Raw genomic sequence first — 13,612 nt, 5'->3', positions numbered from 1 at the left:
CCATGAAAATTTTATCGATTCATATGAAAAACTTGGCATCTTTAGCTGGTGAACATTTTATTGATTTTGAAAGTGAGCCTTTAGCCAGCGCGGGCTTAGTGGCAATCGTTGGCAGAACAGGTGCAGGGAAATCTACCATTTTAGATGCTATGTGTTTGGCACTGTTTAATCGTGTTCCTCGCTTAAAAGATAGCGATGGCAAACTGATTGATGTTGATGGCTCAGAGCTTTTAACCAACTCACCTCAAACGATTTTAAGACGTGGTACGGGTCATGGTTTTGCAGAACTTAAATTTATCGCACAAGATCAGAAAGTATATTTAGCACGCTGGGAAATTAAGCGTGCGCGTGAAAATCCAAATGGTAAATTACAAACTGTTCAACGCTCGTTAAAAAGCTTAACCGATGGCAACGTTGTCGCTGATAAAACCAAAGCAGTTGACGACAGGATTAAAAGAATTACACAACTGAGCTTTGAACAATTTACTCGTGCAGTTTTACTGGCACAGTCAGAAGTTACCGCTTTCTTAAAAGCACGAGATAATGAGCGTGGTGAACTTTTAGAATATTTAACAAACTCAAGTATTTTTGGAAAAATTGGTCAATTGGCGTATGAAAAAACCAAACTAATCGCCAATCAACGAAAAGAGCTTGAAAATATGCTAGGACATATTGAACTATTGTCCGATGAAGATGTTTTAGCACTCAACCAACAATTTCAAACCTATTTGATAGAACAACAAAAATTAGACGCTGAAAAACAACACCTTTTAAAACAACAGCAATGGTTTGAACAAAAGCAAAAACTCGAAGCAGATGTACAAACACGTCAACAATATTTACAAGTCCAACAACAAAAATTAGAAACTCTAGCTGCACAGAAACATCAACTCCAACAGCTAGAAACATTTGCAACAATTCGACCAGACGTCAATCATCAAAACGCGTTAACTGTTGAACTTTCACAGTTGCAACCTCAGCTTGACCGCGCTGAACAACAATTCACGGCGATTGAACAGCAATTTAATGCAGAAAAAATCACCTTTGAAAAAATCGATAATGAACTTCAACAACAACAAAAAATTGAAATTGAACATCAAGTACAGATCGATGTGGTACGCAGCCGCATTGCAGATCGACGCGTTTTAGGTCAGCAACTGATACAAAGCAAAGAAGAACTGAAAATACTTCAGGCTCAACAACCGCCTTTATTAAATGATGAACAACACGCGAAACATGAAGTTGAACAACTCAAGCAAAACATTACCCAGTGTACAGTTCAACTGAATGAGTCAGCACAATTTACGGCTTTAGATGATGGACTCTCTGCTTATCTCAATCAATTACAACGCTTTATTCAAAGCTACACACAGTTTGAACAGCATTATGGCGATGTACATACAGCCCATGAACAAGTCACACTGAAACAACAACAGCTTGAGCAACTCACTCAACAGTATGGACAAGATGAAGCTTTAAATAAGAATATCTCATCGTTGCGTCAAAACCGTGAACAACTTCTGCATCAGCTGAATCAGCTCAATATTTTAGAAACACAATGGCGTAGTTTCCAAAGTATCTATTCGGAAAATATCCAATTAAGTACCGCACAAAACAGCTTAAAACAGCACATTGAAGACAGCCAAGCTCAATTAAAAACCGCTGAACAAGCATACCAAACGCAGAAAAATTTACGTGAACAATTGCAACTCTTGTTGCAACAACAACGTCTATTACATACTGAGAACATAGAAAATTTAAGAGCAAATTTAATTGAAGGTGAAGCCTGTTTAGTTTGTGGAAGTACACACCACCCTTATGTTGAAAATAAAGAGGCTCTTTCGAAGGAGTTAATCACACTTCAAGAGCAGCAAGAACGACAAGAACTTGAAAAAGAACAGCAGGCTTTCAATATTTGGCAGCATGTGCAAAAAACACATACTCAACATGTCGCGGCTTTAGAAGCAAATCGTAAACAGCTTGAAAATGTAACAACACAACTTCAACACGCTCAGGCTCAACTTGAACAGCAATTAAATCATTTAAATATCGCAGTCGACTTTTCAATTGATCATGCACAATTAACTCAAGCCATCACTTCTCGAATTGCCGATACTCAGCAAACACAAAAGCAAATTGAAGATTCGCTCAATACATTGGAACAGACACAGAGAATACGCCATGAACTTGTACAATTTATTCAACAACGCTCACAGCATTTATCCTTAGTACAACAAGCTGAAGGCAATATTCAGGATATTGTGAGTCTACTTAACCCACAGCAACAACAAGATTGGGCTCAAAACACATTGAACTGCGCTCAAGCCATACTTGTGAAGCTTCAACATCGTCTGAACACGCTCAAACAGTTCAATAACTTGAACAATGTATTGAATAAAAAAGCTCAGTATTTAGAGCAAGTCACTCAATCGCTTCAATTTAGTCAGGAAAAAATTAAAACAACAGAAACACGAATCGAAAAATTAGTAAGTGATGGTCAACAAAACAGCGAAATAGCGATTCAAGCAATTTATGAAATGACACATCGTCATGTGGAAAAACCACATGAATGGTTAGCGACATTTGAACAGAATCGTCAAAATTTAAATACTCAATTTAACGAAACTCGCCAGCGTTTTAATGAGATACGTCAAGTCTTCGACACCACCCAAATATCATTCAACCAATTAAAAACTCAATACAGTCAACTTGAATCACAGGTCGTGACTTTAAAAAGCAAAATTCAAGATTGGCTTAGTCAACACACTGACTTCGACGAAGCCCAACTTCAACAACTTTCACAGATTTCCCATCAGCAAGAACAGCATATCAAGCTCACTTTGCAAACGGCTGAACAACTTGTTGCCGATGCAAAATCAGCAATGAAAACCGTGCAAGAGCAACTCGAACAGCATTTAGTTCATTTGCCTGAAATTGAATTTGAAACACTTAAAGAACACTTATCGACCCTTAGCCATCAAATAGAAAAAATCACTGAACAACGTGATGACGTGAAGCTAAAACTCGAAGTTCATCAACGCAATCAGGCGAAGCAACAGCAATTTGCAGAGCAAATCCAAAAAATCCAGACAGAGGAACATCGTTGGAATAAAATATCGAGCTTAATGGGAGATGCGACTGGTAAAAAATTCCGTGATTATGCTCAGCAGTATAATTTGGATATTTTGATTGAATACGCCAATCAGCAACTGAGTATGCTCTCGCAACGTTATACCTTAAAACGCTTAGAAAACTCACTCAGCCTTGCCATTGTCGATCATGATATGGATGGAGAAACACGATCCGTTTCCTCACTTTCTGGCGGAGAATCCTTCTTAACAGCCCTGGCTTTATCTTTAGCGATTGCCAATATGGCTTCTGGCTCAATGAAAATCGAGTCACTGTTTATTGATGAAGGTTTTGGTACTTTAGATGCATCCTCATTGCATATGGTAATGAATGCCTTAGACCAATTACAAAGCCAAGGTCGTAAAGTGGTGCTGATTTCACACATTCAAGAAATGCACGAGCGAATTCCTGTACAAATTCAAGTCAAGCCTTTAGGCTCTGGCGCAAGTACCATCAACATTGTCGGTTAATGGTTAATGATAAAAAAATTAAAGCCGTCAAATGACGGCTTTAATCTAAGCTAGTTTTCTTAAAGTTAAAATTTGCTCAGCTCGTCCAAAAGGTCCGTTCAGATCATGAAGAATTGATGAAGTTAACCCGATACCGTCATCACCATATTGTTGTACTGTTTCAAGACCTAGCCACTTACCTATTGGCATACGATAGAGATGTATCTGTAAATCTAAATTTGGAAAAGTATAGTTAAACGGCCAACCTTGTCGTGTCACAATTCCATTCGCTGTATCGACCATTCCCATCAACTTCACAAAGTCTGAATGTGTTTGTCCTTCAACCATGTCATAAGGATTGGTTAACCATACAACGCCCTTCCCTGCACGTCGATCTAGACGGCGTGCCTCAAGTGATTGAATGTAGCCTCCAGGCCAATTTTTAATTTCTTCCCATAAGATTCCCGAATCGGGATCAGCAACTTTTTGATCTTCTAATCCTGCGACTGCCTGAGTATCACTCATCATCATTCGCCAAGTACGTGCCTGAATGCAGCTTTTACCATGTGCAGACATGGTCGACTCGATCAACTCAATGGTTTTTCCAGGTCGAATAATTCGAGTTTCAATTTGAAACTCCCCAGCGGGTATCAGGCCCAAAATATCCAAACTTATACGTCCAATCCTTAAGTCAGACCGAGCTGAGAAGTGATCCAACTCTGCACAAATAATCCCTGTTGCGGGCGCCATATGCTGTTCGTGCGCATTCCATGCACCTTGAGCATGTATGGTCGACTTATACTTAGCCAGTACTGATCCATCATCACACACTTTTCGTTCTAAAAGCTGATAATACGAACTCATCCAATCCTTCCCTGTTTTATGATTATGTGAAATATATTGGTTTATTTTTATACATAAAAAGTTGTATTTACAATGACAGTGACTGAACCCGAAAGTTCAGTGCAGACTGAATCCAATCATTTTGAGTAATCTCTCGCCCCAAACAAGGCCGTCCCTATTCGAACCATAGTCGATCCAGCACTAATCGCATCTTGTAAATCACCTGACATTCCCATACTTAAGGTATCCCAATCAGAAGGATGTGCATGATGCTCTTTCATCTGATCAAAAAGTGTCTTGGCATCATAGAGTGCATCTACATTGCCAGGCGCTGGAATGACCATTAATCCTCGTAATCGAAGTCGAGGTAATATGCTCATTTGAGCAACCAGATCTTCGACCTCTGAAACTGCACAACCATCTTTGCTTTCTTGAGCATCAATATTCACCTGAAGACAAATATTGATAGGCTTCTGTTCGATTGTGCGTTGATTAGAGAGTCGCTCTGCGATAATAAAGCGGTCAACCCCATGCACCCATGCAAATTGTTCAGCCAACTGTTTGGTTTTATTGCGTTGTACATGACCAATAAAATGCCATTCGATGTCTAAATCATTCAGCGCTTTGATTTTATCTAATGCTTCTTGCAGGTAATTCTCACCAAATGCTCGTTGACCAGTCTGATACATTTCTCTCAAAATATCCGCTGGATGCGTTTTGGAAACAGCAAGGAGTTTAACCTCGTTAGATTGTCGTTGAGCAACTTCACAGGCTTGTTCAATTTGTCGAATAACACTATTTCTCGCTTGCTCTAGACTCATCATGTATAGCTATCTCAGTTAATTCATCTTTTTTTACTTTCTTGCACGCTAACTGTTGGTTAAGCTGTAGGAAAGCCTTATTATTCTATCAAAATAATTACGATTTTAATGCGTTCGGGGAATTTATGGATATTACAGAATTACTGGCATTTTCAGTGAAAAACGGGGCGTCTGACTTGCACCTTTCTGCAGGAATGCCACCGATGATTCGTGTTGATGGTGAAGTTCGTCGTATTAACTTACCAGCCTTAGAACACAAAGAAGTACACCGCTTAATCTACGACATCATGAATGATAAACAACGTCGCGATTATGAAGAAAAATTAGAAACCGATTTCTCATTTGAAGTCCCCGGTGTAGCACGCTTCCGTGTCAACGCATTCAACCAAAATCGTGGTGCTGGCGCGGTATTCCGTACCATTCCTTCTCAAGTGATTTCTATGGAGGACTTGGGCATGGGGCAAATTTTCAAAGACATTTGCGCCTATCCACGAGGAATTGTTTTGGTCACAGGACCAACGGGTTCAGGTAAATCGACTACGCTTGCGGCGATGATGGATTACATTAACGACAACCGTTACGACCATATTTTAACCGTCGAAGATCCAATTGAATTTGTGCACCAATCCAAAAAGTGTTTGATTAACCAGCGTGAAGTGCATCGTGATACACACGGTTTTAATGAAGCGCTACGCTCTGCACTGCGTGAAGATCCAGATATTATTCTCGTCGGTGAAATGCGTGACCTCGAAACCATTCGACTTGCACTCACTGCTGCAGAAACTGGTCACTTGGTGTTTGGAACACTGCATACCACATCTGCCGCAAAAACAATTGACCGTATTATCGACGTGTTTCCTGCCGATGAGAAAGACATGGTTCGTGCCATGCTTTCTGAATCGCTTCAAGCCGTCATCTCTCAAACACTTTTAAAGAAAACAGGTGGCGGTCGGGTAGCTGCTCACGAAATTATGATTGGAATTCCAGCGATTCGAAATCTCATCCGTGAGAACAAAGTTGCACAAATGTATTCTGCAATACAAACCGGTGCAAATTATGGCATGACCACTCTCGATCAAAGTCTCAAAAATCTTGTCGCGAAAGGCATTATTACCCCGCAAGTTGCACGTACTGCGGCTAAACAACCAGAATCATTTTTATAAAAATGGACGTCATTTGATTTAGGGGAATCAAAATGGATTTTAATGACCTGCTCGACATGATGATTGCGCGCAAGGCTTCAGATTTATTTATCAGTGCGGATATTGAACCATCAATGAAAATTAATGGTGAAATTGTGCCTGTAGTTAAAACAAAACTCACTGGTGAAATCATAGGTCAATTGATTCACTCGATTATGAGTGAAAGACAACGAATCGAATTTGCTGCAACACACGAATGTAATTTTGCTATTGCCAATCGTGATAAAACTGCGCGTTTTCGTGTCAGTGCTTTTCAGCAACGTGATCAACCTGGTATGGTTTTACGTCGGATTGAAACTGTCATTCCAAGTCTTGATGAGCTGAAACTACCGCCCGTCCTTAAAGATCTGGCAATGACTAAGCGCGGGATCATCTTATTTGTAGGTGCTACTGGTACAGGTAAATCGACTTCACTTGCAGCAATGATCGGTCATCGTAATCAAAATTCTAAAGGTCATATCATTACCATTGAAGACCCAATCGAATTTATTCATCAACATCAAGGCTGTATCATTACTCAACGTGAAGTTGGCATTGATACAGACTCCTTTGAAATTGCACTGAAAAACACACTCCGTCAAGCACCTGATGTCATTCTTATTGGTGAGATCCGCTCTCGTGAAACCATGAACTATGCGATTAGTTTTGCTGAAACAGGTCATTTAGTATTTGCGACTTTACATGCAAATAATGCCAACCAAGCCTTAGATCGTATTATTCATTTCTTTGAGACAGATCGTCACAGCCAACTGTTTATGGACCTCTCACTTAATTTGAAGGCGATCATTGCACAACAGTTAATTGCGACTCCTGATAAAAAATCACGTCATCCTGCAATTGAAATCTTAATCAATTCTCCACTGATTTCAGACTTGGTGCGTAAAGGCGAAGTTCATGAAATTAAAGAAGTCATGAAGCGTTCCCGTGAAATTGGAATGCAGACGTTTGATCAAGCGCTATTTGAATTATATAAAGCTGAGAAAATCACTTATGACGAAGCATTACGTCATGCTGACTCTGCCAATGATTTACGCTTACAAATCAAACTCTCTGAAGAAGATCCAAACTATCTGTTGAATTCTGGCCCCCGCCTCACTTTTGATGGTCAAGATGATTAATCAATAGTGAATAAAAAAGGAGCACTCATTGCTCCTTTTTTACTTTAATCAAGATTTATTTTTTACGGTATGCTTCTTGGCATTCAGGCGCATCGCAATAACCATATAAATTCAAAGAGTGACCTGTTAAAACAAAACCAAGTTGTTCAGCAACATTATGTTGTTCTTGTTCAATCAAATCATTGTGGAATTCAACAACTTTGTTGCAGTTCTGGCAGACCATATGATCGTGGTGATCATCTTGCATGATTTCGAATACAGAGTGATTATTCTCGAAATGATGACGTTGGATAATACCAGCAGCTTCAAACTGAGTTAACACACGATATACAGTTGCTAGACCGACATCTTCGCCCTGCTCAAGTAAGGTCTTATAGATATCTTCCGCGCTCAAATGATGCTGTCTTGAATTTTCTAATAATTCCAAAATCTTGATTCGTGGAAGGGTAACTTTAAGTCCAGCTTTGCGTAAATCTTGATTTGAAATAGGCATATAAAAAGGTCTCTCAACAAATTTTAAGTTGGAATATGCAACAGAGTTGAGATGCAGTATGATCTATCCTTGGATCAATTGCATCATAATTAATTTGGGATAGTGTAGCAAAATGCAAAAAATCATGCTGACGTTATTCGTCGCTTCTTTACTGGGTGGTTGTTCTGTCTTTGGTGTATACAAAGTTGATATTCCTCAAGGAACACCATTAACCCAAGCGCAAGCTTCAAAAATTCAAGTCGGGATGACTTACCAACAAGTTCGTTTTTTACTTGGTAGCCCAACCATTTCAGATCCTTTGAATCCTTTACGTTGGGATTACATCTACAATTATACCCCAGGTACATATGCTAAAAAAGCAAATATTCCTGCAACTCAAGGTCAGCATCTAAAAGTATATTTCGATGGTTCTGGCGTCGTGAATAAAATCGAAGGTTTAGAAACTATCCCAGAAACTCAACCTGGTTTACCAGGTTCGAAAGATGCGATTTTGAACGCGCCACCACTATAAAGAATTAGACATAAAAGAAAACCCCTCAAAGAGGGGTTTTTCATATCATTTCAATTGTTTAAAGCGATTGCCACGACAATAGCGCCCAACTGGATTCGCTGCCGCTCGCTTACGGCGAATATCTTTTGGATTAATCGTTAATGCCCGATAGATTTCCACCCGATCACCTGCTTGCAGAACATGCGATTGATCTTGTACTTTCGTCCCAAAAATTCCAACAGCATACTCGTCTGGCAACTGCGTACACGACGCGATACCACTTTGTGTAATAGCATCCGCAACAGACATGCCTTCCACAAATTCAAGTTCAATGTGAAACTGCTGGTCTACAGCAGCATAAGCAACCCAAACTTTTGCATTTTGGATCATGGTAACAATTGACCTAAGTAAGAAATCATTGCAGCCACAATTGCTAAAGGTGTCACAATACGTACAGCCACACGCCAGATATTATAAAAAGCTTCATTACTAAAATTCAGCGCTTTACGTAAATGACTAATTTTCATGATCCAACCCACGAAAATTGCATAGATTAAACAAATGCTTAATCCCCAAAGCATTAAAATCGGAGTTAAAAATAGATCGGCTGCAGGGAATACCCAAATTAAAAGTGGTGCAAGCAATAAAAAATATTGCACCGCTTGTGCTAATCCACGATGTGCGAGTTGTTCCTTCCCAAGTTGCAGGAGTAAAGCTACTGCAAATATTGTCGCGATTAAAACGATATATGCTGGAATTGCAGCACTAATTGCAAAATATCCAAATCCAGCCACAGCCACCAGTTGCGCTAGCCAAATCGGTAAAGTTTTTGGCGTTGCAGCATCTTGTTTCTCTTGATTGAGATTTGTCTGCCAATATAATCCAAGCCCGAGACCTGAAGCTACTAAAGCGAGAATAGTTGCATTACCCCACTCTTTAAACTCAACAGGAGTCAGCTGCCAATCATTGACTTGGACACCAAAAACCTGAGCCGCGATTAAACTTGCAATCGTTGCAATCGCAGTAAGTACAACCAATACAGAACGTTGAAGAAATGATAAACCAAATGCAATGAATGCTGCGATACCCATCAAAATATTTGAACCAATACCAAAATCATTTTGTTGTGCTACAACATTAGAAGTATTGAGTAATATACCGCCCGCTAAAAATGGAATAAAAATAACAGCAAGCCAGCCCACTACTCTCCAACGTTGGTTTGCATCGGCTTCACGGGTCAATTTTGATAATGCGTTCAGCGCTGAAGTTTGAGCTCGTTTCGCCAATCCAATTTCTAAATAAATAATTGGCAACGCTAAAAACAACATCGTTGCAAACCAAAGTAACCAAAAATCGAGTTGTCGATCAATTTGCAAGCCTAAGCTTGGTGCTAGACCCACAATAATGATAAATGACAAACAAAATGCCATCAGCGGCGATAACCATCGTGACATAGCGGTGTCCTGCATGAGGTATTCCATTAAAAAGTTTTACGCTATTTTGCCTAGCTCAATCATTAAAATCAAAGTCTAGTGTAAAAAAAATAAGTGTAGATCTTAGCCACTTCACATTAAATTTTTAATACTGATCCGCGCGAGTAACACGCTTCAAGCTTGGGTCACGAGCTTCTCTGACCAATCGCTCAACGTGAGTTATGGTACGTAGTGTTGGCTTACCATCCTGAAATAAAATCATTTCGCCGGGCGTATATGCAAACCAAGCTTCATTATCTGTTAATGGTTCTGTCGTAATTACAGCCACACGATCTTCAGGTGTCGTGACCTGACTAAAATCGACTTCAACATCAATATCAATTAATCGTGCAGGTTGAAATGGATATTCGCGAACAATCCAGTGTAATTTTGTGGTCGCATAACTATACAAAGCCTGTCCATTTGATAAACAAAAATTGAATGTCCCATGCTCTGCTATTGTTGGCGAAATTTCTTCTAAAGCATGAAATACATCTTGGACACTTGGCTCTACATAACCAAACTTTTGTACGAGATGTTCTAATAAATAACAAAATGCAAGCTCACTATCTGTATTACCTACTGGTGTGAACTGTCCCGACAACCTTGGATGAAAATTATGCAGATCGCCATTATGCGCGAAAATCCATTGTCTCCCCCACAATTCACGAATAAATGGATGAGAATTTTCTAAAGTAATTTTTCCCTGTGTTGCTTTACGAATATGGGCAATGACATTACGGGATTTAATCGGGTAATTACGAACGAATTCTGCAATTGGAGACTCGACTGCAGATTGGTTATCAACAAATAAGCGGCATGCCTTATCCTCAAAGAAAGCGATGCCAAAACCATCTGAGTGATCTGACGTTATTCCAGCGCGCTGAGAAAAACCACGAAAAGAAAACGTAATATCCGTAGGGGTGGCACAATTCATTCCAAGTAGTTGGCACATAATCTTTCATTTTGCTTTAGTTATCAGTTTTATTGTGCATCAGCCTTATAGATGTTGCAAATATGAATATGGCAATTGAATATGTTTTATGCTGGATATATGGGACATAAAACGATTATTCTTATCAAACAAAAAAAGCCACCGAAGTGACTTTTTATTATGTGATTATGAATTAGTGCGCCAACTTAGAACGATTGGTAATCAATGTTCCAACACCGTGATCCGTAAAAATTTCCAACAAAGTCGCATGTGGAACACGACCATCCACAATATGCGCGCTCACTACACCACCTTTCACCGCATCAAGCGCACATCCCACTTTCGGAATCATACCGCCGTAGATCACACCTGTATCGATCAAGCGATCGACTTCTTGTGTTGTTAGTCCAGTGAGTAGGTTTTTATTCTCATCCAATACACCACTGATATTCGTAAGAAGAATTAACTTTTCTGCACCCAAAGCTTCAGCAACTTTACCAGCAACTAAATCTGCATTGATATTGTAAGTATTACCTTCCTCATCAACACCAAGTGGCGCAATCACTGGAATAAAATCACTTTGAGTGAACATTTCCAGAACGTCAGTTTTTACACCGACCACTTCACCCACTAGCCCAAGATCAATTTGTTGAACAGATCCATCCTCTTGGGTTTTTTCCATCAACAACTTTTGAGCACGAATTAAGTTACCGTCTTTACCCGTTAATCCAATTGCACGACCACCATGTTGATTGATCAAATTCACAATAGACTTATTTACACTTCCGCCCAACACCATTTCTACAACTTCCATAGTTGCAGGATCAGTTACACGCATTCCATCAATACGGTCTGATTCACGCCCAAGTTGTTTCAAAAATGAATCGACTTGAGGACCACCACCATGAACCACAATCGGATTAAGACCAACTGTTTTCAATAGCACGATATCACGGGCAAACGAACTTTCTAATGCAGGATCAGTCATTGCATTGCCGCCATATTTCACTACAAGTGTTTTACCTGTAAATCTTTGGATGTATGGCAAAGCTTCTGTCAAAATTTGAGCTTTGTCGATGCCAGTTTGTTGGTGTGGCATTCGCCTCTCCTTCATTCCTACATTAGTGTGCATTCAAAATACTTTGAGCAAGCACAGGATATTTTTCATTTAAAATTTTTACAAAATGCTGGCGAATTTCATAAAGTTTCGATGGGCTATCTGCATCAAACCGTACCGTGAAGTATTCACCAGTATTTGATGGTCGCATAATGCCAAATCCGTAGTCAAAATCAAGGCGAATACCATCGATTTTACTCATTTTAGCCCCAGTACTTTTACAATTCTGCTCTATCAAGGCTAGGACGTCTTGCGGATTTGCATCTTGCGTTTCAATATAGGTATCTTCAGTACCAAAGCGATCTGGGAATTGAGCGAGATATTCAGATAGCGTGATATTAAGTTGACTCAATGCCTCCATGACCCGTAATGCTGCATAGATACCATCATCGTAACCAAAACCACGACCATCATTGAAGACATAATGACCCGCATATTCTCCCCCAAAAATAGCTCGACCTTTGGATTGGGAAATATAACGGCGCATGAAACTGCTGCCAGTACGAATCATTTTTGCGATGCCTTGTAATTGTTCAATGGTTTTTGACACCATCGTTGAACATTTTACGTCATAAACAATTTCATGATGCGGATGCTGAGTTAAACACAATGATGCGAATAATGCTAACAAGCGATCAGCAGACACAATGTGAGCATTCTCATCCAAAATGACGGCACGATCACCATCACCATCAAGAGCAATCCCCAAATCCGCCTGATGCAACAAAATTTTTTCTTTTAGCTGCGTCAAATGCTTCGCTTGTGAAGGGTCTGGAGGATGATCAGGAAACTCTCCATTTTCACGACAACGTATTGAAATGACTTCACATCCCATTTTTTGTAGTACTAAATCAGCACAACGCCCAGCGGCACCATGCATACCATCTAATACAACCTTGAGTGGACGCTTTAATTGAATATCCTTGAGCAAAGCATGCTGATAAGCCAAGCAATACTCTGATTTAATCTGATGTGTCAGTTGAGGTGGCGTTGGAAAGTGATCATGTTGAAAATAGAAACCTTCTGCATACTCCCCAACATTTTGAATCATGTCTGGACAAGGTGGTTCGTATTCAATAATCCATTTAATCCCATTATCATGTTTAGGGTTATGACTCGCGGTCACCATGATGCCATTGCCATTTTTATGTCGAGCAGCAAAATACATTTGTGGGGTTGAACAACATCCAATGTTCTCGACATTCATCCCTTGGTTTTTGAAGACTGATTCAATAATCCAAGCAAAAGTAGGCCCAGTCAATCGAGCATCGTAACCTAGCACAATACTTTTCTGGCCACGTGATTGATACTGAGCAGCAAGCCCATGCGCAATCGCATAAATTGTTCTTGTATCCAATTGACTGACTTTTCCGCGAATATCATAAGCGCGGAAAATTTGTCTTGGAAAAATAAGTGGTTGGGTATTCATTCTTAATTAACACCGTTGACTGCTGAGTCAGAACAGCGTGATGAGAGTTGATCCAAATAAATTTTGAATATATTGAGTAATAAAAAATATCGTTATTCTTTATATAACGTGTACC

Annotated in this window: 12 protein-coding genes; 4 read left to right on the top strand and 8 right to left on the bottom strand. The window is 39.7% G+C overall.

Annotated features, from left to right (window positions below):
- Positions 1-2 precede the first annotated feature (2 nt).
- The gene (locus BMW42_RS12320) at positions 3-3,599 is read left to right on the top strand and encodes an AAA family ATPase (protein WP_092768210.1); all 3,597 of its coding nucleotides are present in this window, start codon (positions 3-5) and stop codon (positions 3,597-3,599) included.
- A 45-nt stretch (positions 3,600-3,644) separates the two neighbouring features.
- On the opposite strand, the gene BMW42_RS12315 is transcribed toward BMW42_RS12320, so the two are convergent.
- On the bottom strand, positions 3,645-4,442 hold the full coding sequence (locus BMW42_RS12315; RefSeq protein WP_092768208.1) for a thioesterase family protein: 798 nt from the start codon (positions 4,440-4,442) through the stop codon (positions 3,645-3,647).
- A 116-nt stretch (positions 4,443-4,558) separates the two neighbouring features.
- Positions 4,559-5,245, bottom strand: coding sequence for a YggS family pyridoxal phosphate-dependent enzyme (locus tag BMW42_RS12310; protein WP_092768206.1), 687 nt, complete (start codon positions 5,243-5,245; stop codon positions 4,559-4,561).
- 122 nt (positions 5,246-5,367) lie between these two features.
- On the opposite strand from BMW42_RS12310, the gene BMW42_RS12305 reads away from it, so the two are divergent.
- Complete coding sequence (locus BMW42_RS12305; protein WP_092768204.1) at positions 5,368-6,405, top strand: type IV pilus twitching motility protein PilT; 1,038 nt, start codon at positions 5,368-5,370, stop codon at positions 6,403-6,405.
- 32 nt (positions 6,406-6,437) lie between these two features.
- On the top strand, positions 6,438-7,562 hold the full coding sequence (locus tag BMW42_RS12300; RefSeq protein WP_092768202.1) for a PilT/PilU family type 4a pilus ATPase: 1,125 nt from the start codon (positions 6,438-6,440) through the stop codon (positions 7,560-7,562).
- Between the two features lie 55 nt (positions 7,563-7,617).
- On the opposite strand, the gene fur is transcribed toward BMW42_RS12300, so the two are convergent.
- Complete coding sequence (gene fur, locus BMW42_RS12295; RefSeq protein WP_035267453.1) at positions 7,618-8,055, bottom strand: ferric iron uptake transcriptional regulator; 438 nt, start codon at positions 8,053-8,055, stop codon at positions 7,618-7,620.
- Positions 8,056-8,167: 112 nt separating this feature from the next.
- Here fur and BMW42_RS12290 point away from each other — a divergent pair, with 112 nt between their 5' ends.
- Entirely contained in the window at positions 8,168-8,566 is a 399-nt protein-coding gene (locus tag BMW42_RS12290; RefSeq protein ID WP_092768200.1) for an outer membrane protein assembly factor BamE, read from the top strand.
- Between the two features lie 45 nt (positions 8,567-8,611).
- Here the strand turns inward: BMW42_RS12290 and BMW42_RS12285 are convergent, their stop codons facing one another.
- The 5 genes from BMW42_RS12285 to BMW42_RS12265 all read right to left on the bottom strand — a co-directional run bounded on the left by BMW42_RS12285 (position 8,612) and on the right by BMW42_RS12265 (position 13,497).
- Positions 8,612-8,935, bottom strand: coding sequence for an RnfH family protein (locus BMW42_RS12285; protein WP_092768198.1), 324 nt, complete (start codon positions 8,933-8,935; stop codon positions 8,612-8,614).
- Entirely contained in the window at positions 8,932-10,014 is a 1,083-nt protein-coding gene (locus BMW42_RS12280; protein ID WP_213032619.1) for a hypothetical protein, read from the bottom strand. The genes BMW42_RS12285 and BMW42_RS12280 overlap by 4 nt, the downstream gene beginning before the upstream one ends.
- A 109-nt stretch (positions 10,015-10,123) precedes the next feature.
- Positions 10,124-10,972: a class II glutamine amidotransferase gene (locus BMW42_RS12275; protein WP_092768194.1), complete on the bottom strand. Its 849-nt coding sequence runs from the start codon at positions 10,970-10,972 to the stop codon at positions 10,124-10,126.
- Positions 10,973-11,144: 172 nt separating this feature from the next.
- Positions 11,145-12,050, bottom strand: coding sequence for an acetylglutamate kinase (gene argB, locus BMW42_RS12270; protein ID WP_092768192.1), 906 nt, complete (start codon positions 12,048-12,050; stop codon positions 11,145-11,147).
- A gap of 22 nt (positions 12,051-12,072) precedes the next feature.
- Positions 12,073-13,497: a phosphomannomutase/phosphoglucomutase gene (locus BMW42_RS12265; protein WP_092768190.1), complete on the bottom strand. Its 1,425-nt coding sequence runs from the start codon at positions 13,495-13,497 to the stop codon at positions 12,073-12,075.
- Positions 13,498-13,612 lie beyond the last annotated feature (115 nt).

This window comes from Acinetobacter sp. DSM 11652, assembly GCF_900109815.1.
Classification (GTDB): domain Bacteria; phylum Pseudomonadota; class Gammaproteobacteria; order Pseudomonadales; family Moraxellaceae; genus Acinetobacter.
Note: the sequence above shows the minus strand (reverse complement) of the source record. Positions and strands in the feature narration are given on the sequence as shown.

What these genes read in the sequence shown, in the direction of transcription:
- BMW42_RS12305 (WP_092768204.1), top strand. Translation starts at nt 5,368, where the DNA reads ATGGATATTACAGAATTACTGGCATTTTCAGTGAAAAACGGGGCGTCT.
- BMW42_RS12280 (WP_213032619.1), bottom strand. Translation starts at nt 10,014, where the DNA reads ATGCAGGACACCGCTATGTCACGATGGTTATCGCCGCTGATGGCATTT.
- fur (WP_035267453.1), bottom strand. Translation starts at nt 8,055, where the DNA reads ATGCCTATTTCAAATCAAGATTTACGCAAAGCTGGACTTAAAGTTACC.
- BMW42_RS12300 (WP_092768202.1), top strand. Translation starts at nt 6,438, where the DNA reads ATGGATTTTAATGACCTGCTCGACATGATGATTGCGCGCAAGGCTTCA.
- BMW42_RS12265 (WP_092768190.1), bottom strand. Translation starts at nt 13,497, where the DNA reads ATGAATACCCAACCACTTATTTTTCCAAGACAAATTTTCCGCGCTTAT.
- BMW42_RS12315 (WP_092768208.1), bottom strand. Translation starts at nt 4,442, where the DNA reads ATGAGTTCGTATTATCAGCTTTTAGAACGAAAAGTGTGTGATGATGGA.
- BMW42_RS12310 (WP_092768206.1), bottom strand. Translation starts at nt 5,245, where the DNA reads ATGATGAGTCTAGAGCAAGCGAGAAATAGTGTTATTCGACAAATTGAA.
- BMW42_RS12275 (WP_092768194.1), bottom strand. Translation starts at nt 10,972, where the DNA reads ATGTGCCAACTACTTGGAATGAATTGTGCCACCCCTACGGATATTACG.
- argB (WP_092768192.1), bottom strand. Translation starts at nt 12,050, where the DNA reads ATGCCACACCAACAAACTGGCATCGACAAAGCTCAAATTTTGACAGAA.
- BMW42_RS12285 (WP_092768198.1), bottom strand. Translation starts at nt 8,935, where the DNA reads ATGATCCAAAATGCAAAAGTTTGGGTTGCTTATGCTGCTGTAGACCAG.
- BMW42_RS12290 (WP_092768200.1), top strand. Translation starts at nt 8,168, where the DNA reads ATGCAAAAAATCATGCTGACGTTATTCGTCGCTTCTTTACTGGGTGGT.
- BMW42_RS12320 (WP_092768210.1), top strand. Translation starts at nt 3, where the DNA reads ATGAAAATTTTATCGATTCATATGAAAAACTTGGCATCTTTAGCTGGT.